The organism is Pseudomonas fluvialis, assembly GCF_002234375.1.
GTDB lineage: Bacteria > Pseudomonadota > Gammaproteobacteria > Pseudomonadales > Pseudomonadaceae > Aquipseudomonas > Aquipseudomonas fluvialis.
Window position 1 is genome coordinate 36428 of sequence record NZ_NMQV01000001.1, and the last position, 25119, is coordinate 61546.

Below are 25119 nucleotides of genomic sequence, written 5' to 3' on the forward strand. Positions count from 1 at the left end.
TTTACTGCGCCGCCAGCAACGCCTCGAATTGCTCGACCGGCACGGGCCGGGCAAACAGGTAACCCTGGAAATGCCGGCAACCACTGTCCAGCAATACCTGGCGCTGCGCCGGGGTCTCCACCCCTTCGGCAATCACCTGCAGTCCCAGGCTCTGCGCCATGGCACAAGTTGCCCGGACAATCGCCAGGCTGCTCGGATTGCCGGGCAGTTCACGGATGAACGACTGGTCGATCTTCAGCTGATCCAGCGGCAGCTTCTGCAGATAGGCCATGGACGAATAACCCGTGCCAAAGTCATCAATGGAAAAGCGTATACCCATCTGTCGCAAGGCATTCATGCGCTGGCTGGCAGCCGCCATGTCATCCAGCAGCAACGACTCGGTGATTTCCAGCTTGAGCAGCTGTGCCGCCGCGCCGGTTTCCTCGAGCAGCGCCTGCAAGTCTTCGACGAAGCCGGGCTGATAGAGCATCACGGCGCTCAGGTTGACCGCCAGGCTCAAGCGCGCCAGCGCGCCACCCTGGGCCTGCCAGCGCGCCAGTTGCAGACAGGCCTGGCGCAGTACCAGGCCATCCAGCGCCTGGATCAGCCCGCTGCGCTCGGCCAATGGAATGAACGCCGCCGGCCCCAGCAAGCCCTGCTGGGGGTGCTGCCAGCGCAACAGCGCCTCGGCTCCCACCACGCCGCAGCCCTCTTCCACCTGGGCCTGGTAGTGCAGGATAAAGTGTCCTTCACGCAGCCCCTGGCGCATTTCCTCCTGCAGGCGCAAGCGCGTACTGACTACGGCCTGCATCTGCGGGTCGAAAAAGCGCAGGGCATTCTTGCCGGCATGCTTGGCTTCATACATGGACAGATCGGCGCGTTTGAACAGTTCATCGACACTCTCGTGGTTACCGAGGAACAGCACCACGCCGATGCTCACGCTACTGTGCAGCGGCTGGCCGAGCAGGCTATAAGGTTGGCTGAGGCTGTGCAGGATCTGCCCACCCAGTTGCTCGGCGCGGCTGGCCGCCTGGTCGGCCTGCCCACCCAGCTGTTCGAGCATCAGCACGAACTCATCGCCGCCCAGACGCGCCACCGCCTCACTGCTGCGCACCAGGGCCGACAGTCGCCCGGCAGCCTGCAGCAACAGCTGGTCGCCCGCCTGGTGACCATACAGGTCATTGATATTCTTGAAATTATCCAGATCAAGGAACATCAGCGCGGCATACTGGCCACTCTGCGCACTGTGCGCCATGGCCTGCTGCAGGCGGTCGAGCAGCAGGCGCCGATTGGGCAGACCGGTCAAGGGGTCGTAAAACGCCAGGTGGCGAATCTGCTGCTCTGCCTCCTTGCGCTCACTGATGTCACTGAGCGAGGCGACATAGTGGCTTACCCGGCCATCGGTGGCGCGCACGGCACTGATCGACAGCCACTCGGGGAAGACCTCGCCACTCTTGCGGCGATTCCAGATTTCTCCCTGCCAACTGCCGTGCTGATGGATCGACTGCCACATCTGCCGGTAGAACTCGGCCCCCTGCTGGCCCGAGGAGAGCAGCCGGGTGTGCTGGCCAATCACATCGTCCGGCTGATACCCGGTAATCCGGCAAAAGGCCTGGTTGACCCGCAGAATGTGACTGCTGGCATCGGTAATGAACATGCCCTGCTGAGTTTCAAAGGCAATCGCGGCGATGCGCAACTCCTCTTCGGCCAGACTCCGCTCGGTGATGTCACGAATGATCATGACCACCGCCGCACGCCCCTCGAGGGTGACATCCAGGCGCCGCGCATGGGCTTCGAACAGCCGCAGCCCGGCCAGGGTCTGCATGCGGTACTCAGTGACCTGGGGCGCATTGCTGGACAACGTCAGGCGTACGAAGGCCAGCAGTGACTCCGCCTGGCTCAGCGCCAGCACTTCATGCAGGCGCTTGCCGAGCAGCGCGCCGACCGGCAGGCGCAGCAACTGCGGGTCAGGGGCAATCACCTCCAGATAGCGGCCGTCCTCGTCGAGCACCATCAACAGGTCAGGCAGGGCCCCGGCAATCGCCCGCAGACGCGCTTCACTGAACTGCAGGTCGCGTTCGGTGTGCTGGCGCTGGCCAATATCCTTGAGCAGCAAGCCCAGCATCACCCCGGCCAACGGCAGGACCAGCAACGAAGGCAGGGCCAGGTACGTGAGAATGCGCTGGTAGTGCTCGGCCGGCAGGGCGCTGAGCACCAGCAGCACGCCCAGATGCAGCAAAACGCCGAACAACCACAACGACAGGGCATTCAGTGGCAGTCGCCCGCGCTGCACCAGCGCACGCATGGCCAGGCCCATGAGCAACGGCAGGATGACGTTCGCCACCCCGACGTACATACCAATACCGCCCAGCCACAGGCGCCCCGCAGCCGCAATCAGCCCGGCCAGCAAGGCAACCCAGGCACCACCGAAAAGCGCGGCCATGCTCAGCACCGCCGTCCGTGCATCGAAGAACACGCCCTCGTGCGGGGCAATCGGCAGCCACATGCCCACCAGGCAAATGACGCCAAACAGCAGCCCCGAACTCAAGCGCAACAGCCAGGGTCGCCCCTGGCAGGCGCGTACGTTGATCGCCTGCAGGTAGCACAGCGCCAGCAGCAACGCCGCGCCCGTGACGAAATCCATAATCATGCCAAGCAACCCTGTACACGCCATGCCCACTCGGCATGGCTACTACCCAGACGTTCCGTTGAGAAGCACTTCGCCGTTTTCACGCCACACTCAGCGCTGCATGAGCAACGGTTGCAGCGCCTGTGCCAAGCAGGGCGCCATGGCAATGGCGTTGCTCGGGTGGCTGATGCAGTCGGTACTCCACACCCGGCCAACACCGGCCGCCGCGATCACCGCCAGGGCATCACCGGCGAACAGCGCATGCGTCACCGCCACATCCACCGTGGCCGCCCCCGCTGCCAGGGCCTGCTGTGCGGCCGCCGCGAGGGTTCGCCCGGAACTGGCCACGTCATCCAGCAACACCACGTTGCGACCACGCAGATCGAGCGCCGGCAGGCTGATCTGCACCTGACGATCGCCGCTCCGCAGCTTCGTGCACACCCCATGCGGCCAGCCATGCACAGCCGCGGCCTGACCGACCCACTGTGCCGACTCGGCATCCGGCCCCAGCAAGAGCGGCTGCTCGACCTGCTCGGCAATCAGTTCGGCAAGCATCGGCGCACCCGACAGGCTGACGGCCACACCACGCGGAATGGCCTCGGCCAGGCTGGCAATGCGATGCAGGTGCGGGTCCACGGTGATCACCCCATCGAACAGGCCGGCCAGAAAAGGCCCGATGATTTGCTGGCTGACCACTTCGCCAGGGTGAAAGGCCATATCCTGGCGCATGTAGGCCAGGTAGGGGGCGACCAGCCACAAACGCTGTACACCCAGGCGACGTGCTTCACCCGCCAGCAAGAGCAGTTCGACGAGTTTCTCGTTGGGGCGATCCAGGCTGCGGTACAGCACCAGCTGTTCGGGCAGCGCCTGGCCAGGCTGCAGGGGCAGGCGCAGACGCAGTTCTTCATCGGGAAAACGGTGAGATTCGACTGCCGCGGCAGGCAGACCGCAGGCCTCGGCCAGACGCCGCGCAGGCAGCGCCTCCTCGGCGAAATACAGCAACAGGCTCTGGCTCATTGATCAGCACTCCACAAAAAAGGCCGGCAGCTGCTCTGCCTCGCCCAGGCTCACCCCCGAGGCACGCACGCAGGCCTGGCGGGCAAATTCCAGATCCGCCGCATAGGCGGCATACACGCGGTACAACGGCGTGCCGGCGCTGACCCGCGCGCCCAGCTTGTGCAGCAGGTCAAGGCCAGCGCCCTGTACCTTGGGCGCACCGGCCAGACGGGCAATACGCGCTAACTGCAGGTTGTCGATGGCGACCAGCACACCCTCCGTGTCGGCACACACCTCGAAGCTCAGCGGCGCCAGCGGTGGATTCCGGTAGTCGAACTCTCGCAGCCCCTGCGCCTGCATGATCGCGTGCATCTTGGCCAGGGCCCGCCCGGAATCGAGGATATCGCGGGCAATGGCAAAGCCATCGCCACCGCGCACATCCGGGTCGAACTCAAGCATGCGCCCGGCCAGGCGCAGCGATTTCTGACGCAGGTCGTTGGGCGCGGCCGGATCATTGGTCAGTACCTGCAGGACATCACGCGCCTCCAGCACCGGGCCAATACCATTACCCACCGGCTGCCGACCGTCACTGATGATCACGTCAATGGCCAGCCCCATGCGCCCGGCCACATACTCGAACAGCTTGCGCAGCTTCTGTGCCTCGGGCATGGAGCGCACCTTGGCGCTCGGCCCGACCGGGATATCCAGCAACAGGTGGGTAGAGCCGGCAGCGACTTTCTTGGAAAGGATCGAGGCCACCATCTGTCCGGGCGAATCCAGGGACAGCGGCCGCTCCACGGCAATCAGCACATCGTCGGCCGGCGACAGATCGCTGGTGCCCCCCCAGGCCAGGCAGCCGCGGTGGGCGTGGACGATCTCCTCCAGGCGGGCGAAGGGCAACTCGACATTGGCCAGCACCTCCATGGTGTCGGCGGTGCCGGCCGGCGAAGTGATGGCCCGCGAACTGGTTTTCGGGCAGAGCATGCCGTGGGCGGCAACGATCGGTACGACCAGCATCGAGGTGCGATTGCCGGGAATACCGCCAATGCAGTGCTTGTCGACTACCGGGTGCTCACGCCAGTCCAGGCGCCGGCCAACGGCGGTCATCGCATCACTGAGGAAATACACCTCTTCGCGGTCCAGTTCACCCTGGTTGCAGGCGACCACGAAGGCCGTCAACTCGATCTTCGAATAGCGGTGCTCGCTGATGTCACGCACGATGGCCCGGAAGTCATCATGGCTAAGGCGCTCCCCGGCAATCTTGCGGTGCAGCGCATGGATCGAAGCCGGCGGCTCGGCCTGGGAAATACTCGCTGGATGCCCGTTGGCCACGCCCAGCTGGGCAAAGGCATCTTCCGAGAGGCCCAGTTCGCCAACCGCCACGATGCATTCGTCATCCACCACATTGAGGCTGGCGAGGATGCGCCGGCCATTGGCGCTCACCTCGACCTTGGACAATGCCTGGAAGCCCTCGGCACGATAGATGGCACAGTCGCGGTGCAGATAGGCGACGTTTTCCCGGTAGGTATCAATGGCCACCCGGCGCAATTGCAGGGTGGCACTGGCGGGTGTTCGGCGATGGGCCATGGGCGGTCTCCGCAGGTGACAGTGCTGTGCCTGAACGGCACGTTAGCAGAGGCATAAACAGGCCGGCCATTATGCAAAGCCGCGCATGCGACCTGTTGTCGCAGATCAGTATGTCAGTCGAACAACGCATCCAGCGCCTGCTCCAGGCGCGTCACGGCAATCACCTGCAGGCCGGCCGGCGCCTCCTTGGGCGCATTGCCCTTGGGCACGATGGCGCGCTTGAAGCCGTGCTTGGCCGCCTCTTTCAGGCGTTCCTGACCGCTCGGCACCGGGCGGATCTCGCCGGACAGGCCGATCTCGCCGAACACCAGCAGGTCGTGCGGCAGCGGCTTGTTGCGCAGGCTGGAAATCACCGCGGCCATCAGCGCCAGGTCGGAAGCGGTCTCCAGCACCTTGACCCCGCCGACCACGTTGAGGAACACGTCCTGGTCGTAGGTGGGGATGCCGCCATGCCGGTGCAATACGGCCAGCAGCATGGCCAGGCGATTCTGATCGAGCCCCACGGTCACGCGCTTGGGGTTGGCCATATGGCTGGTGTCGACCAGCGCCTGCACTTCCACGAGCATCGGCCGGGTACCTTCCCAGGTGGCCATGACCACGCTGCCCGGCACCGCCTCCTGGGCACGGGTGAGGAAGATCGCCGAGGGGTTGGTGACCTCCTTGAGGCCCTTGTCGGTCATGCCGAACACGCCCAGCTCGTTGACCGCGCCGAAGCGGTTCTTCACCGCGCGCAGCAAACGCAGGCGGCCGTCGGACTCGCCCTCAAAGTACAAAACGGTATCGACCATGTGTTCCAGCACGCGCGGGCCGGCCAGGGCGCCTTCCTTGGTCACGTGGCCGACCAGGAAGATCGCCGTGCCGCTCTGCTTGGCGTAGCGCACCAGCAGCGCCGCGCTCTCGCGCACCTGCGCCACGCCGCCGGGGGCGGACTGCAGCTGCTCGGTGAAGATGGTCTGGATCGAGTCGATGACCATCACCTTGGGCTGCTCGCGGCGCGCCACGTCGATGATCGATTCGATGCAGGTCTCGGTCATCACCTTGAGTTTGTCCTGCGGCAGCTCCAGGCGCCGCGCGCGCATGGCCACCTGCTGCTGCGACTCCTCGCCGGTGACATACAGCGCGGGGAGCCTCTGGGCGATATTGCACAAGGTCTGCAGCAGGATGGTCGACTTGCCGATACCCGGGTCGCCGCCGATCAGCACCACCGAGCCATCCACCAGACCGCCGCCAAGCACCCGGTCCAACTCGCCGGAGACGGTGGAGAAGCGTGGCACTTCCTCGACGCTGACCTCGGCCAGGGTCTTGATCTGCGCCTGCTGCCCGGCCCAGCCGCCGCGCCCGGACGGTGCGCCAGCGCCACCACTCTCGATCACCGTCTCGGTCAGGGTGTTCCAGGCCCCGCACTCGCCGCACTGCCCGGCCCACTTGGGAAAGGTCGCGCCGCACTCGGTGCAGCCATACATGCGCTTGGCCTTGGCCATGAAGTGTCTCCGCCACCGGGAAAAGCGCGGATAATAGCGCACCCAACCGCCGGGCGAGGCCCCATGCAGATCGAACTCATGCACACCGACGCAACAGCCACCGAGCTGATCGCCAACCTCTACCAGTTCTATGCCTACGAGTCTTCGGACTGGGAGGATGAAGAGGTGGAGAACGACGGGCGTTTCTACATCCACCATGCACACCTGGCGCGCTACTGGCAGGAGCCGGACTGGAGCGCCGGCCTGATTCTGGTGGACGGCTTCATCGCTGGCTTCCTGCTAGTCGAGCGTAGCGAGCTGCCCGGCATCGACGCCAAGGAATTCGCCGACCTGTTCATCCTGCGCAAATATCGCCGACGCGGTATCGGCCGGGCACTGTTCCAGCAACTGGTCTGCGCCAGCGGTGAGCCCTGGGTGATCAGCCTGTACCGCGACGATCCGCTGGGCATGCCATTTGCCCAGGCCCTGCTGGGCGAGTTGCCCAGCCACTGGTGGCGCGCCCTGCCCAGCCCCGAACCCGCGCTGCTCAGCTACCTGCTGCACTGTCCTCGCCAGTAGGCGCATACACCACGCGGTCGCGCCCCTGCGCCTTGGCCTGGTAGAGCGCCGCATCCGCCGCCTTGAGCACCTGGGCGACCGGCGTGGGCGGCCCTGGCCACAAGGCCACGCCCAACGACACGGTGACTGCCGTACCCGTCGGGCTGGGCATACTGGCCATGCTCAGGCGCAGGCGCTCGGCAACCCGCATGGCCACTGCGGCATTGGCCTGCGGCAAGAGCATCAGAAACTCCTCGCCACCGCTGCGGCACAGCAGGTCGGTACTGCGCGAGCAGTCACGCATCAGCCCGGCCAGGTGCTGCAAAACCCGATCCCCCAGCGCATGGCCATGACGATCGTTGATCTGCTTGAAATGGTCGATATCCAGTGCCAGTACGGCAAACGGCAGGCGCTGCTGCTGCAAGCGCTCCAGGCCGAGGGCCAGGCCGCGACGATTGAGCAAGCCGCTCAGCGGGTCGGTAATGTTCTCCTCGCTAAGTCGGCCCAGCTTGTCGTGCAGCATCGCCAGCCCTTCCTGCATGGCGCGCTGCAACTGCTGCGCCTCGAAATACCAGGCGCGCACACGGCGCACTTCCTCATCGGCAGTCGGGCTGTCCCAGTGCTCCACGGTATCGGCCAGGTTACGCAGTGGCCTGGCAATCCAGCGGGCCAGCCAGGCAATCGCCAGGAGCGACAGCAGGGTGATGGGAATGCTGTTACGCAGCGTCTTGAGCATCAGCTCGTCCAGCTCTGCCAGGGTTTGCGCCGTTGGCCGCTGCGCGACCACCCCCCAGCCAGCGCTGGGCACCGGTGCGTAGCCGGCCAGCATATCGATGCCACGTGAATTGATCAGCCGCTGCATGCCGGCACGCCCCTGCAGCACGGCCTCCACCGCCGGATTATGTAAGACCACCTGTTCGCCCACACGCTGCGCATCGGAGTGATAAATCAACTGGCGGCTGCGATCGACCACGTAGAAGTGCGTACCGTCACGGTAATAGTGCTCGGCCAGCAAGGCATGCAAGGCATTGGGCTGCTGCAGATAGAGCGTGCCCCCTACCAGGCCGAGAGCCTGGCCGGCGGCATCCACCACCGGATAGGAGAGAAACACCAGCAGTTCGCCATTGACGCCGCGAAAGGGTTGCGACACCCAGGAGCGCTGGCCATGTCCGTCATCGGCTACCGTGCCCTGGCTACGCAGGCCCAACATGGCAAGACCGTCGCTGGACGTGGCGATGATCCGCCCCTGTCGGTCATGTACGGTAACCGCGTTGAAGCTGCGGCTCAGGCGACTCAGGCGTTCAGCCTCATCCATCCGCGCCGCGGCATCTGCCCAGCTCTCAGCCAGGCGACCAGCGCTATAGGCCAGTTGCTCAAGGGTGTTGAGCAAAAACAGCTCCGTGCTGGCGGCCTGTTTGGCGGCATACACCCGGTTGGCCTCCAGGGTCTGCGCCATCAGCAGATCGCGCTCGGTCTGGTAGCTCGAAAGAACGGCGTTGATGAAGGTCACCAGCCCGACCGCCAGCCCCAGCAAAACGATCAACAGGCGCAGATCAGGTTTGAACATTCGCGTCTCACCCTCCCCACGGCACGAGTGACGTCGTTGCTATGTCTCAGCGTAGCCCTACTACGACGCCGCACAGCGCCCGACCTGGCAACCCCTGGCAAATGCACATGACCTCTCGCAGCCATCGTGCTGGCCAGCAGGCAACAGACGGCAGTTTAGCCGGGATGGCGGGTAAATCGACATGCCAGCCCTTACGCATCCAGCCGCAAAAGCCGTTTGTTAATGATAAATAGTCGCATTAATATGCGCGAATATTTCCACTTCCTGGATGTTTGCCGTGCCTGCCGCTCTCAACCATGTCGCCAGTCTTTACCAGCAGCATCACCGCTGGCTGCTGGGCTGGTTGCGCCAACGCCTGGATTGTCCGGCCCAGGCTGCCGACCTGAGCCAGGACACCTTTGTGCGCCTCCTCCAGCAACCGCAACGCCCCACCATCGACGAGCCGCGTGCCTTGCTGGGCACCATCGCACGGGGCCTGCTGATCGATCACTATCGCCGGCGCAGCCTGGAACGCGCCTACCTGCAAGCACTGGCCGTGTTGCCGGAGCCTCTGCACCCGGGCCCGGAAGAACAATTGCAACACCTGCAGACCCTGGTCGCGCTGGACCGTGTCCTCGATGGGCTCAAACCGTGCGTGCGCGAAACCTTCCTGCTTTCCCAGGTTGAAGGCCTCGCTTATGCGGAGATTGCCCAGCGCCTGGGACGCTCGATCAGTTCCATCCAGCAGTACATGGGCCAGGCCCTGCGCCATTGCCACCGCCAGGGGCTGCTATGAATGCACCAGACGATACGCTGTTGGAGCAGGCTATCGACTGGCGCGTATGCCTGCTCTCCGGCCACGCCACGCCCGAGCAACAAGCGGCCTGCCTGGCCTGGCGTCAAACCAGCGCAGCACATGAAGCCGCCTGGCAGCGCCTGGAACGCTTCAGCGAGCGCCTGGGCAGTCTACCCCCAGCCCTGCTGCAGCCCACCCTGCAAAAAGCCCGACATGACCCGCAGCGCCGCCGGGCCTTGCGCCAACTAAGTGTGTGCGGCCTGCTGCTCGGCGGCACGGTGCTGGGCCTTGACCAGGCACCCTGGCCTACCTGGCTGGCCAACCAGCGCACGGCCATCGGCGAGCGTCGCCAGTGGCGATTGGCCGATGGCAGCTTGCTGCACCTCAACAGCAACAGTGCAGTGGACCTCTTGGAACTGGGCGATCAGCGGCGCCTACAAGTCCATCAGGGCGAGGTACTGATCGAAGCAGCCAGTCCCTGGCTGATCGCTTGTGCGCAGGGTCGCTGCCTACTGCAGGAGGGCCAGCTACAACTGCGCCTTGATCCACAACCGGTTCGCCTGAGCCTGTATCGCGGGCAGGCCAGCTGGCAGGGCGAAGGCGCACTCACAGACCTGGCTGCCGGCCATGACTACTGGGTGCGCGACACCCAGGCACAACTTGCCGGCCCCGCCGACATCGACCGTAGTCGCTGGCAACAGGGCCTGCTGGTAGCCAAGCAGATGCCGCTGGCCGAACTACTCGGCGCATTGCGCAGGCAGCGCCATGGCCTCTTGCGCTGGGCGCCGCAAGTCGCCGCCTTGCGCATCTCCGGGGTTTTTCCGCTGGATGACACGGAACGTGTGCTGCAGGCCGTCGCCCGAACCCTGCCGGTACGCCTGCACTACCGCACGCGCTACTGGGTCAGCGTGGAACCTGCCTAAAAAAAATTGCAGGTTTTGCACGCTCGTTCGGCCTCCTTGCCAACAGCCATTGGCCACCGGAGCCCACACCATGCGTCATGCCGTCGCCCCTACCCTGCTCAGCCTCTGCCTGCGCGCCAGCCTGCTCGGCCTGGCCAGCGGGCCACTCCTGGCCCAGGCAGCCGGGCAACCCTTCCAAATCGCCGCTGGGCCACTGGAGCAGGCGCTCAACAGTTTTGCCAGCCAGGCTGGCATCCTGCTCAGCTACGACCCGCAACTCAGCCAGGGACGCCAGGCGCCCCCCCTGCATGGCGACTACGCCATCGCCGATGGTCTGGCCCAGTTGCTCGCCGGCAGTGGCCTGCGTGCCGTACGCAGTGCCGACGGCAGTTACCATCTGGAGCTGGCCGCCGAACAAGGCCAGCTGCAATTGCAAAGTCTCAGCGTGATGGCCGAGCTGGACAGCCCGGTCGGCGAAGACCGCGGTTATGTCGCCTACAACAGTCGCAGCGCCAGCAAGACCAACACCCCACTGGCCGCTACGCCGCGCTCGGTCAGCGTGGTCACCCAGCAACAGCTCAAGGACCGCAACAGCCAAACCATCAGCGATGCACTGCGCTACTCGGCAGGTATCCAGGGCGGCTACTTTGGCGAGGACAACAAGCAGGACTGGTTCATCCTGCGCGGCTTCAAGCAAGCCAACAACGGCCTGTTCCAGGATGGCGTACGCGTCTATTCCAGCGGCTTCTACAGCTGGCAGGTCGATCCTTACCTGCTCGAACGTGTCGAAGTTCTCAAAGGTGCCTCCTCGGTGCTGTATGGCCAGTCCACGCCAGGCGGCATCATCAACCTGCAAAGCAAACGCCCGAATGCCGAGGCACGCAACGAAGTCGGCCTGCAATACGGCAGCTTCTCCCGCCAGCAACTGCACTTTGACGTGGGCAGCGACCTGGACAGCCAGGGCAGCATGCGTTTTCGCCTGGTCGGCCTGAGTCGCGACACCGGCACCCAGGTCGAGCAGGTGGACAGTGAACGACTGCTGCTGGCTCCGTCGCTGCGGATCGACTTCGCCGAAGACAGCTCGCTGACCCTGCTGGCCAGCTGGCAGCAGGATAATTCCCAGCCACAGCTGCAGTTCCTGCCGGCAGAAGGCAGCCTGTGGGCAACCGGCAACGGACGCATCGCTGACGATGTCGCGGTCGGCAATCCGGCCTATGAGAAGTTCGACCGCCGCCAGTTCAATATCGGCTATGAGCTCAACCACCGCCTCGACGAGCACTGGGACTTCCAGCAGAACATGCGCTACGGCAAGCTGGATGTCGAGTTACGCCAGATGTACTACGCCGGCCATGCCATCGACCTGCTCAACCGGGCCGCCGGCGTCCTCGCCAGCCGTCTCAACCTGCCTTTCGACACGGCATTCGCCCTGGCCAGCGGCGCACTGCCCGACCTCAACGATCCCTCGCGTCGCACCATCATGCGCGGTCTGACGTATACCGATGGCCAAGCCGACAACCTCTCGCTGGACAATCGACTGCTCCAGCACTGGAGCCAGGACAACCTGGAAAGCACCCTGCTGCTCGGCCTCGACTACCAGCAATTGCACATCGACGAACAGGCTTTTGCCAGCGACCCGCTGGTTCGCGAACCCCTGGATATCTACCAGCCTATCTACCCGGCCGGCACCAGCCTGATCAACAGCGCCACGCTGGCCCCCTTGAGCGCCGCGGACCTGCAACACAAGCAGACCCGTGCCGACCAGCTGGGTTTGTACCTGCAACATCAGCTCAAGCTTGACGAGCGCTGGGTCAGCCAGCTGGCCATGCGCTATGACGATGCACGCAGCGACCTGAACAACCGCAGCAGCGGCGTCAACAAGAGCCTGCGCGACCATGCCATGACCTGGAGTGCCGGCCTGGCCTACCTGGCCGACCACGGCCTGACTCCCTACGCCAGCTACTCGGAGTTCTTCCTGCCGGTTACCGACATCAACCCCAGCAGCGGTGAGCCGTATCAGCCAGAACAGGGCGAGCAGTACGAAGTCGGCGTGAAATACCTGCCCGAACAGCTCGACGCCAGCGTCAGCCTGGCCCTCTTCGAGCTGACCCAGGACAACGTGCGCAAGAATGGCAGCAATGGTGTGCGTACCCAGCTGGGCCAGGTGCGTAGCCGCGGCGTGGAGCTGGAGGCCAGTGCCGACCTCAGCCCGCAGCTGCAACTGACAGGGGCGCTCACCCTGCTCGACGCGCAGACCCGCCGTAGTACGCTGGCCGCCGAGCAGGGCCGGCGCCCCTCGCAGGTCGCCGAACGCCTCGCCTCGCTGTGGGCGGTCTACCACTTCGACCAGGGCCCGCTGAGCGGCTTTAACCTGGGCATGGGCGCCCGCTACACCGGAGCCAGCTACGGCGACAATCAGGAAAGCGCCCAACTTCGCGTGCCGTCCTTTACCGTGTATGACGCCATGCTCAGCTACCGGCTGGACGACCTGACCCTGCAACTCAACGCCAACAACCTCACCGACAAGCAATACATTGCCACCTGTGATTACTACTGCTGGTACGGCAACCGACGCAACCTGATCGCCAGCCTCAGCTATGCCTGGTAAAACGCGCCGAGTCCGCCACACCTTCGCCGGCGTCGGTACGCGCAGCCTGGCAGCCCTGCTCGGCGGCTACCTGGTGGCCTACAGTGGCACGTTGTGCCTGGCCGTCTATCTGCCCTTGGCTCGTCCCGATCGAGCCGTCTGGGCCAGCCTGGCCAGCTTTGCCCTGTGGGCGCTGGCCATGCTACTGGCGTTTGCCTGCCGCACCCCCCTGCGCGCCTGGCTATGGCTGGCCGGGCTCAGCCTGCTGCTGAGCGGCAGTGCCTGGCTGGCCGGCACATGGGGCATGCGGCCATGAGCCTGCGCCAACGCCTCGCTGAGCTGCACGGCTGGGCCGGCCTGGCCAGCAGTTGGTTGCTGTTCGTCATACTGTTTTCCGGCAGCCTGGCCTGCTTCGACAAGGAAATCGAACGCTGGATGCGCCCACTGCTGCACACGCCGCAGCCCATCGAGGCGAGTGCACAACAGGTCCTGCAATGGCTGGAACAGCATAACCATGCCGAGCTGCACGCCATCTGGATGCAACCGCCCGCACCCCGCCAGCCCTACTGGCGACTGATCTGGGAAACCGCCAGCGGAGCCCGTCAGCAGGTCCTGCTTGATCCGCAGTACGCACAACCACTGCCCGCCAGCGTCGGCGGTGAGTTTTTCCTGACCTTGCACTGGAACCTGCACAGCGGCACCCCGGGCATGTATCTGGTCGGCCTGGCCGGCATGTTGATGCTGGTCGCCCTGCTCAGCGGGCTGCTGATCCATAGGCGGCTGATCAGGGATTTCTTCACCTTCCGGCGACGCGCCAGTGCCCCTCGCGCCTGGCTGGACCTGCACAACCTGGCTGGAGTCAGTGCCCTTCCGTTCCATCTGTTCATGGCCTACAGCGGCGTGGCCATCATGGTCGCCAGCTACATGCCGGCCGCCGCGCAATGGCTGTACGGCAGCGACCTCGAGCAGTTTGCCACGGAGGTCAGCGGCAGCTACCACCGCGACGAACTGCAACGCCCAGGCCCCGCCAGCCTGCCCGTGCAGCAAGTGCTGGAGCAGGCGCAAGCACGGTGGAACGGCGCGCCGATCTTGTGGATCAACATCGAGCATCCAGACGACGCCTCAGCCGTCATCCAAGTACGCCAGCGCAACGACTCGACGATCGCCAGCCCACAACAGCACCTGTACTTTGCCGCCGAGAACGGCGCGCTGCTGCACCATCAACAACCCAGCGACGCCTACCAGGCCTACACCTGGATGACTGGCCTGCATAAAGGGCAGTTCGCTGAAGCCCCGCTGCGCCTGCTCTACCTGCTGCTCGGACTGGCCGGCTGCCTGATGCTGCTGGCCGGCAACCAGCTATGGCTACGCAAGCGCCAGGCTCGCGATGGTCAGCCTCGCGCACTCCTGCAGGCAATCAATGCCGGCGTGTTCCAGGGATTACCGCTGGCCTGCCTGGCCTTACTGTGGAGCAACCGCCTGTTACCTCAGCACTGGCCGGGACGCGACGCACTGGAAGCTGCCAGCTTTGCCCTGACCTGGCTGGGCTATGCGCTGTGCTGCATGGCCTGGCGCCATCATCCTGCGCGGGGTAGGCGCTGGTACCTGTTCGGCGGCCTGGCCATTGCCTTGCCCTTGCTCGCCCCGCTACAGGTGCCAGGCCACCTGCTGACCAGCCTGGCCAATGCTGACTGGGCCTTGGCGGCGATCGACCTGGCGTTGCTCGGCGCTGGCCTGGTAGGCCTGTATGTCGCACAGCATGCTGCCCGAGGACCTCGGACATGCTGATCGCCCTGCTGCTCTGCTATGGCTGCGCGCTGGGGCTAGGCATGCCCGCCCTGCATCGTCAGCAGCACCTGGCGCCGCTGGCCTCCTTCCCATACCGGGCCTGGCAGGTGCTGGCACTGACCTGCCTACTCGGTGCGGGATACTGGCTGGAACAGGCTGGCTACAGGCATGCCTGGCTGTGGCTAGTCTGCCTGCTGATGCTGGCCGGTCTGCTGCGCGGGCTTTTTCCGGCACGCCCCGGACAACTGCTGGGCGCCTGGCTACTGGCCTGGCTGCTGGCCGGCAGCCTGCATGGACTTGATCTCAGTCAATGATAAAAATTCGCATTTGCACAGAATGATCAACACACCGTGCCAACGGATCATTCTGGAGAACTCCATGCACTACGCCCGCCCTCTTTCCGCACTACTGCTTGGCCTTTTGCTCGCCGGCCACAGCCTGGCCAGCGAGCGCTATGAACACTTCAAGGGGCAGCCGTCCGCAAGTCTCCCACAAGCCCTGCACAACCTGGGTGAATACAACCAGAAACTACAGGCGCTGCTGGCCAAGCCGGCATTTGATGAACACGACCTGCACGAAGTCCATGCCCTGACCTACACCCTGGAAAACGCCCTGGGGCGTATCGACAGCGAGCTGAAAGTCATCGCCGCAGACCTCGAGGCCGTACACAAGGCCTCTGAACACAACGACCCAGCCAAGGTCCGCCAGCACGGCCAGGCGTACCTGCAAGGGAGCCAGCCACTCCAGCGCTGAAGCGCGCGGCTCAGCGTGTGGCCTGGCGCTCGCGCAGTTGCGACTTGCCCTGCTGCCTTTGCTGGTGCCTGAACTCAACCAGCTTGTAGGCCAGGTAGTACTTGTAGATGTTCGCCACATAGTCGACCGTCTCACGCCCCACCACGCGCGCAGCGGCATGCTCGACATTGCCGAACCAGACATTCGGGTCGAGGCCCGATTTCTCCGCCAGACGCCGGAACTTGCGCAGATTGCCAGGGCCGGCGTTGTAACCGGCGAAGGACAGCAGGGTGCGATTCATGTCGGTCAACTGCGGATCATCCAGGTAGCGCGCAGCGAGCAAGCGCATGTACTTGCTGCCCGCCTCGATATTGCGATCGGCACTCTTGTCCACGCCCTGGATGCCAATGTCCGCCGCCGTACTGGGCAACAGCTGCATCACCCCCACGGCCCCCATCGGGCTGCGCGCCGCCTGGTTCAGGCGCGATTCCTGAAACCCTTGCGCCATGAGCATCAGGTAATCGAAGTCATAGGTCATGGCGTGCTTCTGAAACAGTGCCACCAGGCTCTCGAACTTGCGCATTTCCGCTTCACGCGTGGGATTACGCAGGCGCTTGCCACTCTGCGTGACATAACGTACGCGCAGCGCGTTGCCGAATGGCGTGCCCAGCCGATGGCTACGCGCAAAACTGTCCAGCGCCTCTTTGAGCTGTGGGCTGCCTGGGCGAATGGCCCAGGCGAACTCGGCATCCTGATGAATGTAGAAGGCATCGTGAATCCGTAAGCGCTGATAAAGCGGCTGCCAGGCCTGGGCAATATAACGGTCCACCACCACGGCGTTGAGCAGGCCGGCATTGAGCATTTCCAGCAAGTCCTCGGACTCCAGGTTCTCGTCAGCCAGCATGATGCGCACGGGCGCCATGCCGCGCGCCTTGAACTGTGCGTTGAGCGCCAGCAAGTGCTCGTGATAGCTGCTGGAGCGTCGTACCGTCACCTCATAGCCGGACATTTCCTCCAGCCGACTGATCGGCTGGCTGGCCGGTCCGGTGACCAGGGCTTCACGGATACCGGAGACGAACGGACTGGCAAAATCGACCTGCTCCAGGCGCTGCGTGGTGATCGTCAAACCACCCGCGGCGATATCGCCCTCGCCGGCCAACAGCTTGGGTAGCAACTGGTCACGTGCGACCGGGATGAACATGACTTCCCAGCTCAGCGAGCGACGCGGAAAGGGCTGGTGACGATTCAGCCAATCCTCGAAGGCCTTGCCATAGCTGTAACTGATACCGTCCTGCTGCCCGCGATCAACGGTGTAAAAGGTCTTGCTGTAAGGCACCAGGATGCGCACCAGGCGCCGCTCGCGCATGCCCTGCAGATCCCCCGTCCAGGACTCGGGCAAGGCCAGTACCATGCCATCGACTTCCGCCTCCTCGCTGGCACTCAGTGCCACATCAGGAAGCGCCAGCGAGGCCTCGGGCGCAGCCTCCAGCGTGGGAGCCAAGGTTTGTGCCCTAGGCTGGCAAGCGACCAGCAGCAGGCACAGCAGCCATACAGCGAATACACGCATCAGCATCCTCCAAGACCTGTCGGCCCGTTCCATTGCTCGCCCAGAAAAAAACCGGCCTCCTCACGGTAGGCCGGTTTTTCATGATACGCCGGGGCGAATCAGCCGCAGCAACCGCCACAGCAGGAACCCTTGCTCTTTTTCAGCAGCCCGGCGATTTCATCCTTGAGCGCCACACGCTCGACCTTCAGCGCACCCAGAGCGGCATCATCGAGCAGCTCGATGCCATCTTCGATACGGCAAATCTGCTTGTCGAGATTCTCGTAGGTCTCGGCCAGGCGCGCGAAGTGCGCGTCAGTCTGGCGCAGCTCCTGCATTTTCTCGCGCATTTCCGGGAAATCCTTGATCAACGGGTGATGTTCTACATACATAACGGAAACTCCGTGGTTGGCCTATGTCTGTAGACTACCCAGCCCCAGGACGCGCGCCCTTGACGCCGGTCAACTCCCTGGCGCGCCGTGCGACAATCCGCCCCGTGCCCATTGAATTCGCCCCGCAGGGCGCTACCCTGCAAGAGTCCCCGCTAACCCTGAGAACCCTCCATGTCAGACTACCATCGCTGTAGCGCCTGCCGTGATGGCCAGGCATTCCCCTTGCCGCTGGGCATGGCCTTCCAGCCGATTGTCGACGTGCGGCAACAGCGGATATTCGCCCATGAAGCGCTGGTGCGGGGTGCCAATGGCGAGTCAGCAGGCAGCCTGCTGGAACAGATCAACGAGAGCAATCGCTATGCCTTCGACCAGGCCTGCCGGGTACAGGCTGTGGAATGGGCGGCACGCCTGCAGGTACCGGCCCTGGTTTCCATCAACTTCATGCCCAACGCGGTGTATCGCGCGGAAACCTGCATACGCACCACGCTGGAAGCGGCCAAACGCTGCAACCTGGCACTCGACAAGATCATCTTCGAGGTCACCGAGCAGGAGCAGGTACTGGATATCGATCATCTGGTCGGCATCCTCCGCGCCTATCGCCAACAGGGCTTTCGCACCGCCATCGACGACTTCGGCGCCGGCTATGCCGGCCTCAACCTGCTCGCCGACTTCCAACCCGACCTGCTCAAGCTGGACATGCAGCTGATTCGCGGCGTCGACCAGGATACGGTACGCCAGGTGCTGGTCGACAGTACGCTGCAAATGTGCCGGCGTCTGGGCATTCAAGTCATCGCCGAAGGCGTCGAGACCCTGGCCGAGCTGCACGTCCTGCGCGAGTTGGGTGTCGAACTGTTCCAGGGCTACCTGCTGGCCCGCCCCGGCTTCGCCTGCCTACCGGAAGTGCACTGGCCCGACTGAACAGCGGCTGCAGCCAGGCCGCCGCTGACATACACTGCCGGGTACCTAAACTCACAACAGGGACTCGACATGAGCTTGCTTTCCGAATTCAAAGCCTTCGCCGTCAAGGGCAACGTGGTCGACATGGCCGTCGGCATCATCATCGGCGCCGCGTTCGGCAAAATCGTTTCCTCCTTCGTCGGCGACGTAGTGATGCCCCCCCTGGGACTGCTGATCGGCGGTGTCGACTTCAGCGACCTGGCCGTGGTGCTCAAGGCCGCCGAGGGCGACAGTGCCGCCGTGGTACTCGCCTACGGCAAGTTCATCCAGACCGTGGTGGATTTCATCATCGTCGCCTTTGCCATCTTCATGGGCATCAAGGTCATCAACCGCCTCAAGCGCGAAGAAGCGGCCGCGCCGGCCGAACCGCCCGCGCCCAGCGTCGAACAGCAACTGCTCGGGGAAATCCGCGACCTGCTCAAGGCCCGTCACGACCAGCCCTAAGAGGCCCACGCCTGCGTGCCGGGTGACTTTCCCGGCACGCGCGCCAAGACTGACCTAGACTCAGCAAGCGACCGCAGTCGCCATAACAACAATGCCATCACCCTCTGCAGTCAAGGCGAGTCGATGAGCCAGCACAGCGATGACGATCTGTTTGCCTTCGATCAGGAAGACCCTGGCGAGCCCTCCCACGCGGCACATGCCAGCTGGCGCATCCTGATCGTCGACGATGACCGCGATGTCCACCAGGCGACCTGCCTGGCCCTGGCCAAGACCGAGATACTCGGCCGCCCGCTGCAGTTCCTGCATGCCTACTCGGCACAACAGGCACTGCAACTCCTGGATAACGAAGCCCAGATCGCGGTGATCCTGCTGGATGTGGTCATGGAGTCCGAGCAGGCCGGCCTGCAACTGGTCAAGCGTATCCGCGAAGAGCTGCACAACAGCGAAGTGCGCATCATCCTGCGCACCGGCCAGCCCGGCTACGCACCGGAAATGGACGCCATCCGCGATTACGACATCAACGACTACAAGACCAAGTCCGAACTGACCCGCAACCGCCTGTACACCGTCCTGACGGCAGCCATCCGCTCCTACGAACAGATTCACACCATCAATGCCAATCGCCGCGGCCTGGCCATGGTGATCAAGGCCAGCAGCCAGCTGCTCGCCCTGCAGGGGGTCAGCGAGTTCGCCGCGGGCATCATCACACAGATCTGCGGGCTGTTTGGCTTGCCGCCGGAAGGCGTGGTATGTGCCTGCGAACAAGCCGACCAGCCTGGCCGGGCGCTGGTGGTAGCCGCTGCCGGACGGCTCACCGAGTGCATCAACCAGCCGCTTGCCAGCCTGCCGGACAACCGTGTCGCGGCAGCCCTGGCGCAGGCCCTGGAACAGCGCGGCAACCTCTACCAGGCGCATGCCACCACCCTGTTCTTTGCCAGCCAGGATGGCCAGGACATGGCCGCCTACCTGCAAACCCAGCGCCCACTGAGCCTGCTCGATCGACAACTGCTGGAAGTGTTCTGCAGCAATATCGTCATCACCCTAGACAATGTACTGCTGCTCAGTCGCCTCAAGGATCACGCCTACTACGACCCGCTGCTGCATATCGGCAATCGCCTGGCGCTGATCCAGGCGCTCGACCGTGCGCTGGCCGGCCCACAGCGTGAGCAGGCCAGCCTGGTCCTGCTGGATATCGATGGTTTCTCCGAACTCAACGACACCCTTGGCCACCAGCTTGGCGATGCCCTGCTGGCCGCTGCCGCCGAGCGCCTGCAGCAACAACTACCGCGCGAAGCCCTGCTGGCACGCGTAGCCGGCGATGTCTTCGGCATCCTCCTCGACAATCGACTGATCGATACACCGCACCTGCAGGCGCTTTTCCAGCAACCCCTGCAGTTCGCCGGGTTGCAGCAGCACATCACCGCCACCATTGGCCTGACCTGCCTGGACCAGATCGACGGCAGCGGCAGCGATGCCCTGAAAGCCGCCAATATCGCGCTCAAGCACGGCAAGCAGCAGCAACGTGGCAGCATCAATCATTTCACCCGAGCCATGGAACAGGCCACCCATGCCCGTGTGCGCCTGCTGCAGGAGCTGCGCGAAGCCTTCGAGCAGCAACAGCTGTTCCTTGTCTACCAACCGCAGGTGCGCCTGCAGGACGGCCTGTTGGTAGGCGTCGAGGCGCTGCTGCGCTGGCGCAAGAGCGACGGCCAGTGGGTTGCTCCCGACCAGTTCATTCCGCTGGCGGAAAGCTCCGGGCTGATCGTCAGTCTCGGTGCCTGGGTACTGCAGCGCGCCTGTAGCGATCTGCAACGACTGCAGGCTGCCACCCGGCAACCCCTGCGCATGGCCGTGAATGTCTCGGTCAGCCAGTTCCGCCAGGCCGGCTTCCTGGCAACCCTCGACCAGGCCCTGCAGCACAGCGGCATCGCGCCGGAACGCCTGGAGCTGGAGATCACCGAATCGGTGGCCATGCTGGACGCCGAGTTCATGGTCGAGCTGATCAACCACATCAAGCAACGCGGCGTACGCATCGCCATCGACGACTTCGGTACCGGGTTCTCTTCCCTCAGCTACCTGCAGCAACTGCAGGTCGATCGCCTGAAGATCGACCTCAGCTTTATCCGCCAACTGGAACATAACGAAGGCAGCCGACGCATCGTCGAAAGCATCGTGCAACTCGGCCACAGTCTGCAGCTGCAACTGCTGGCCGAAGGCATCGAGCAGGCCAGCCAGGCCCGTCGCCTGGTGAGCATGGGCTGCCAGGAAGGCCAGGGCTACTGGTTTGCCCGCCCCATGCCGCTGGACGATTTGTTGCAACTGGTGGAGCAGCGCGCCAACGGCAGCCTGCAACTGCCCCAGGAGATCGCCCTGTAAACCTGCGAGGACCTGCCATGCGAGCATTGCCCTTAGCGACCCTGGCCCTGCTGACCAGCCTGCTGCTGAGCGGTTGCGACAGCCCTGCCAACCCCCCTCCCGCCTGGCAACTGGGCATTCTGGTCGACACGTCCGGGCCGAGTGCCAGCCTGGGCATCTCCGGGCGCAACGGCATGCAGCTGGCCGTGGAACAGGCCAATGCCCAGGGCGGCATCCAGGGACGCCCGGTGGAGCTGGTGTTTCGCGACGACGCCTTCAACCCTGTGCAGGCCCGGCACGCCGCGGGCGAACTGATCGCCCTGCAGGTGGATGCCGCGCTTGGCCCGATGACCAGCCTGGTCGCCGAACAGGTAGCCCCGCTATTCAGTGATGCCGGCATTCTGTTGATGGGCGGCTCACCGCTGACCCGCCAGCTGGCCGGACGCGACGACCAGTTCTTCCGCACGCTCAGCCATGACAACCCGGACGCCCGTGCCATCGCCCGCCATCTGCGCGAAGCCCTGCAACTGCAGCACCTCGCCGTCCTCGTGGAAAGCAGCAACAGCGCCTTCACCCGTCCCTGGCTGGATGACTTCACGGCGCACTTCGAGGCGCTAGGTGGTCAACTGCATGCGCCCATCGAGTTTCAGCGCGATCCCCAAACCGACTTTGCCGCGCTGGCCCGCCAGGCGCTGGCCAGCGGTCCGCAAGGGGTGGTGCTGGTCAGCAGTGCCCTGGATACCGCCCTGCTGGCTACCCAGTTGCGCCAGCAACACCCCGGACTGCCGCTGGCGGCACCTGCCTGGTCCGCCGCCGACGACCTGATCGGCATGGGCGGCAAGGCCGTGGAGGGTCTGGTGACCGCACAGGTTTTCGACCTCGATGACCCCAGCGCACATTTCCGGGCCTTTCGCGAAGCCTTTGAAAAACGCTTTGGCCAACCGATCAATACCGCATCGGTCACCGGCTACAACGCTGCCCAGGTCCTGCTCGAAGCCATGCGCCAAGGCCAGCCCGGAGAGCCACTCAAGCAGACCCTGCTACGCATCCGCCGCTTCAACGGCCTGCAGTATGAAATCGTCTTCGATGACTATGGCGACAGCCACAGCCCCTTCTACCTGATGGTGGTGCGCGATGGCCGCTACAGCCGCGCAGACTGACAAGGCCCGGCCACTGCTGTGGACACTGGCCGGACGTTTCCTGCTGGTCGCCCTGCTGCCCATTCTGACCATGGGCCTGCTGTTCTACCTGTACTACGCACCGCTCATGCGCAGCGCCGTGGAGCAACGCCAGCAACTCGCCGCCGACACCACCGCACAACAGCTACAGCGCCACTTCAGCATTGCCAACCGTGAGCTCAGTGCGCTGGCTGCACTGTTTCGGCATAACCGCCAGCTACCGGTCGCCCAGCTGCAGACACTGCTGGACGCTTACGCCGACTCTTCGGACTTCTACGAAGCGATCTACCTGACCGATGCCGAGAGCCGCATTCAGGTCATCGGGCTGCCCCAGGCCAAACGCCACCTGCGCCAGAACCTGGCCGGGCTGGATCTGTCGGCGCGCGATTTCGTTCGCCAGGCCCATCAACAACAGCAAGCCTACTGGTCGAACAGTTTTCTCTCCACGGTCAGCGCCCGCCCGGCGGTGGCCCTGGCCCTGCCGGTTGGCCGGCGTAGCCTGGTCGGCGAGGTGGCGATCAGTCCGCTGCCGCAACTCGCCCACCAGCTGAGTCTGGACGGTACCCTGCAGGTGCGTATCGTTGACCGGCAATACCAGCTGATCGCTGACTCGCAACGCCAGGGCGATCTGCAGCAACTCAACCTGGGACACCTCGCGGTGCTCCAGGACGATGCGCCCAGCCCCCGTGAATTTACCCTCGACGGCCAGCGACTCACCGGCCTGGCCCGCCAGGTCGACGGTCCCGGCTGGCGCGTACTGGTCGCGCAGCCGGTCGAGCAGGCCTATGCGCTGATCCAGGCCACCTGGCAGCACCTGCTGATTGCCCTCGGCCTGACCCTGACCCTCGGCCTGCTGTTTGCCGGGGCCACCAGCTGGGCACTGGCCGGGCGCATTTCCCTGTTCAGCCGGCATGCCCGGGCAATTGCCGCCGGCGACTACCAGCTGCCCCTGGAACACAGCCGGATTGCCGAACTGAACGACCTGAGTCACAGCCTGCAACGCATGGTCGCGGCCATCCATGAACGGGAAAGCGACTACCGCGAACTCAATGCCAGCCTCGAGCAGCGCATCAACGACCGCACCGAAGCCCTGCGCCAGAGCAACAGCGAACTGAGCAGCGCCATGCAGATTCTCCAGCACACACAAAGCGAGCTGGTACAGAGCGAAAAGCTCGCCGCGCTTGGTGCGCTGGTCGCTGGCATCGCCCATGAGCTGAATACGCCGATCGGCAACAGCCTGATGGCTGCCAGCAGCCTGCAGGACTTCAGCCGCGAGGTGGCCAGCGCCATCAGCGACGGCACCCTCAAGCGCAGTGCATTGGAAAGTTTCCTGGCCGACAACCAGACCGCCAGCGACATCCTGATCCGCAACCTGCGACGCGCCAGCGAGCTGATCAGCAGTTTCAAGCAGGTGGCCGTCGACCAGGCCAGCGCCCAGCGCCGCCAGTTCCACCTCGACGAGGTGGTCAGCGAGATTCTCATCACCCTCGGCCCAAGCCTGAAGAAAACCCCCTACCGGGTAGTCAACCAGGTGCAGTTGCATGAGGAACTGGACAGCTATCCCGGGCCGCTCGGCCAGGTGCTGGTCAACCTGATCAACAATGCGCTGCTGCATGCCTTCCACGCTCGCGAGCAAGGCTGTATCGAACTACGCGGACAAACCCTGCCCGGTGACTGGCTGGAACTGCAGGTGTGTGACGATGGCATCGGCATTGCCGATGAGCACCTGCCACGCATCTTCGACCCGTTCTTCACGACCCGGCTTGGTCAGGGCGGCAGCGGCCTGGGCCTGCATATCGTGCACAACCTGGTCAGCGGCGTACTGGGCGGCAAGCTGAGCGTGCGCAGCCAACTGGGCCAGGGCACCTGCTTCACCCTGCGTCTGCCACGCGTGGCACCGCTTACCAGTAGTTCTCCACCGCCACCTGACCGGGCCGACGAGTCAACGCCAACTGCAAATCCCGCTGCCTGAGCGATTCGCGGGTATCTTCGATCATCTGCGGATTGCCACAGACCATCAGGCGCGAGTGCTCCGGCTGCAAGGCCAGGCCAGCGGCGCGCTCCAGTTCACCTGTGGCCAGCAAGCGGGTCAGCCGTCCGTGCAGGCAGCCGTCCTGCTGCTCGCCGGTCAGGGTCACCAGGTACTGCCATTGACCGGCCCGGATACCCAGATAGTCACACCCCGGCAAGGCATCGAGTAGCCCCCGATATACCTGTTCCTCGGCGTGGCGCACGCTGTATAGCAGGCGCACCTGGGCAAAGCGCTGCCAGACCTCTGGCTCCTGGAGAATCGACAGGAACGGCGCAATCCCCGTACCACTGGCCAGCAACCACAGGTCGCGGCCATCGCTGAAGCGGTCCAGGGTGAGAAAACCATAGGCCTGGCGCTCCACCAACAGCTCATCGCCAACCTGCAGGCGGGCCAGCTGGCTGCTGAACTGGCCATCGGGCACCTGGATGGAGAAGAATTCCAGGTAATCATCGTGCGGCGCCGACACCATCGAATAGGCACGCCAGACCACGCAACCGCTGGCCGTTCGTACGCCGAGGCGGGCGAACTGCCCGGCACGGAAACGGAAAGCTGCGTCGCGGGTGCAGCGCAGACTGAACAGCTTGGGCGTATGGCGCTGCAGCGCGGTAATAGTCTGGCGGGTGAACTTGTCGTCACGGGCAGTCATACTGTGTCCCCCTTG

General features: G+C 64.4%; 21 protein-coding genes. 13 read left to right on the forward strand and 8 right to left on the reverse strand.

What is annotated here, in order from left to right:
• Position 1 precedes the first annotated feature (1 nt).
• The 4 genes from CFY91_RS00180 to radA all read right to left on the reverse strand — a co-directional run bounded on the left by CFY91_RS00180 (position 2) and on the right by radA (position 6672).
• A complete protein-coding gene (locus tag CFY91_RS00180) occupies positions 2-2629 on the reverse strand; it encodes an EAL domain-containing protein (protein WP_093984311.1) in 2628 nt (875 codons plus the stop codon).
• Positions 2630-2719: 90 nt separating this feature from the next.
• Positions 2720-3625, reverse strand: coding sequence for a ribose-phosphate diphosphokinase (locus CFY91_RS00185; protein WP_093984312.1), 906 nt, complete (start codon positions 3623-3625; stop codon positions 2720-2722).
• Positions 3626-3628: 3 nt separating this feature from the next.
• Positions 3629-5191, reverse strand: coding sequence for a thymidine phosphorylase family protein (locus CFY91_RS00190; protein WP_093984313.1), 1563 nt, complete (start codon positions 5189-5191; stop codon positions 3629-3631).
• 113 nt (positions 5192-5304) lie between these two features.
• Positions 5305-6672 (reverse strand): DNA repair protein RadA, encoded by a 1368-nt coding sequence (radA, locus tag CFY91_RS00195; protein WP_093984314.1) that lies wholly within the window; start codon positions 6670-6672, stop codon positions 5305-5307.
• A 63-nt stretch (positions 6673-6735) separates the two neighbouring features.
• Here radA and CFY91_RS00200 point away from each other — a divergent pair, with 63 nt between their 5' ends.
• Positions 6736-7230 (forward strand): GNAT family N-acetyltransferase, encoded by a 495-nt coding sequence (locus CFY91_RS00200; protein WP_093984315.1) that lies wholly within the window; start codon positions 6736-6738, stop codon positions 7228-7230.
• Here CFY91_RS00200 and CFY91_RS00205 read toward each other — a convergent pair.
• A complete protein-coding gene (locus CFY91_RS00205; protein ID WP_093984316.1) occupies positions 7199-8776 on the reverse strand; it encodes a GGDEF domain-containing protein in 1578 nt (525 codons plus the stop codon). The two genes, CFY91_RS00200 and CFY91_RS00205, sit on opposite strands and share 32 nt — an antisense overlap.
• A 277-nt stretch (positions 8777-9053) precedes the next feature.
• Between CFY91_RS00205 and CFY91_RS00210 the strand changes: the two genes are divergently transcribed.
• The 7 genes from CFY91_RS00210 (at position 9054) to CFY91_RS00240 (ending at position 15578) form a co-directional block, all read left to right on the forward strand.
• On the forward strand, positions 9054-9551 hold the full coding sequence (locus CFY91_RS00210) for a sigma-70 family RNA polymerase sigma factor (RefSeq protein WP_371870540.1): 498 nt from the start codon (positions 9054-9056) through the stop codon (positions 9549-9551).
• Positions 9548-10474, forward strand: coding sequence for a DUF4880 domain-containing protein (locus CFY91_RS00215; RefSeq protein ID WP_093984318.1), 927 nt, complete (start codon positions 9548-9550; stop codon positions 10472-10474). The genes CFY91_RS00210 and CFY91_RS00215 overlap by 4 nt, the downstream gene beginning before the upstream one ends.
• 70 nt (positions 10475-10544) lie before the next feature.
• Positions 10545-13058, forward strand: coding sequence for a TonB-dependent siderophore receptor (locus CFY91_RS00220; RefSeq protein WP_165765278.1), 2514 nt, complete (start codon positions 10545-10547; stop codon positions 13056-13058).
• Entirely contained in the window at positions 13048-13353 is a 306-nt protein-coding gene (locus CFY91_RS00225; RefSeq protein ID WP_093984320.1) for a hypothetical protein, read from the forward strand. The genes CFY91_RS00220 and CFY91_RS00225 overlap by 11 nt, the downstream gene beginning before the upstream one ends.
• Positions 13350-14825 (forward strand): PepSY-associated TM helix domain-containing protein, encoded by a 1476-nt coding sequence (locus tag CFY91_RS00230; RefSeq protein ID WP_093984408.1) that lies wholly within the window; start codon positions 13350-13352, stop codon positions 14823-14825. The genes CFY91_RS00225 and CFY91_RS00230 overlap by 4 nt, the downstream gene beginning before the upstream one ends.
• A complete protein-coding gene (locus CFY91_RS00235; protein ID WP_093984321.1) occupies positions 14819-15139 on the forward strand; it encodes a hypothetical protein in 321 nt (106 codons plus the stop codon). Before CFY91_RS00230 ends, CFY91_RS00235 begins: the two co-directional genes overlap by 7 nt.
• 64 nt (positions 15140-15203) lie before the next feature.
• Positions 15204-15578, forward strand: a complete 375-nt coding sequence (locus CFY91_RS00240; protein WP_093984322.1) for a DUF6746 family protein — start codon at positions 15204-15206, stop codon at positions 15576-15578.
• Between the two features lie 10 nt (positions 15579-15588).
• On the opposite strand, the gene CFY91_RS00245 is transcribed toward CFY91_RS00240, so the two are convergent.
• Complete coding sequence (locus CFY91_RS00245; RefSeq protein ID WP_093984409.1) at positions 15589-17124, reverse strand: MltF family protein; 1536 nt, start codon at positions 17122-17124, stop codon at positions 15589-15591.
• A 98-nt stretch (positions 17125-17222) separates the two neighbouring features.
• On the reverse strand, positions 17223-17492 hold the full coding sequence (locus tag CFY91_RS00250; RefSeq protein ID WP_093984323.1) for an HP1242/YdcH family protein: 270 nt from the start codon (positions 17490-17492) through the stop codon (positions 17223-17225).
• 171 nt (positions 17493-17663) lie between these two features.
• On the opposite strand from CFY91_RS00250, the gene CFY91_RS00255 reads away from it, so the two are divergent.
• The 5 genes from CFY91_RS00255 to CFY91_RS00275 all read left to right on the forward strand — a co-directional run bounded on the left by CFY91_RS00255 (position 17664) and on the right by CFY91_RS00275 (position 24398).
• Positions 17664-18410, forward strand: a complete 747-nt coding sequence (locus CFY91_RS00255; RefSeq protein ID WP_093984324.1) for an EAL domain-containing protein — start codon at positions 17664-17666, stop codon at positions 18408-18410.
• Between the two features lie 69 nt (positions 18411-18479).
• Positions 18480-18893, forward strand: a complete 414-nt coding sequence (mscL, locus tag CFY91_RS00260) for a large-conductance mechanosensitive channel protein MscL (protein ID WP_093984325.1) — start codon at positions 18480-18482, stop codon at positions 18891-18893.
• Positions 18894-19016: 123 nt separating this feature from the next.
• A complete protein-coding gene (locus CFY91_RS00265; protein ID WP_093984326.1) occupies positions 19017-21269 on the forward strand; it encodes a putative bifunctional diguanylate cyclase/phosphodiesterase in 2253 nt (750 codons plus the stop codon).
• Between the two features lie 17 nt (positions 21270-21286).
• The gene (locus tag CFY91_RS00270; RefSeq protein ID WP_093984327.1) at positions 21287-22408 is read left to right on the forward strand and encodes an ABC transporter substrate-binding protein; all 1122 of its coding nucleotides are present in this window, start codon (positions 21287-21289) and stop codon (positions 22406-22408) included.
• The gene (locus tag CFY91_RS00275) at positions 22383-24398 is read left to right on the forward strand and encodes a sensor histidine kinase (RefSeq protein ID WP_093984328.1); all 2016 of its coding nucleotides are present in this window, start codon (positions 22383-22385) and stop codon (positions 24396-24398) included. The genes CFY91_RS00270 and CFY91_RS00275 overlap by 26 nt, the downstream gene beginning before the upstream one ends.
• Here CFY91_RS00275 and CFY91_RS00280 read toward each other — a convergent pair.
• Positions 24328-25104 (reverse strand): ferredoxin--NADP reductase, encoded by a 777-nt coding sequence (locus tag CFY91_RS00280; RefSeq protein WP_093984329.1) that lies wholly within the window; start codon positions 25102-25104, stop codon positions 24328-24330. The two genes, CFY91_RS00275 and CFY91_RS00280, sit on opposite strands and share 71 nt — an antisense overlap.
• Between the last annotated feature and the right edge of the window lie 15 nt (positions 25105-25119).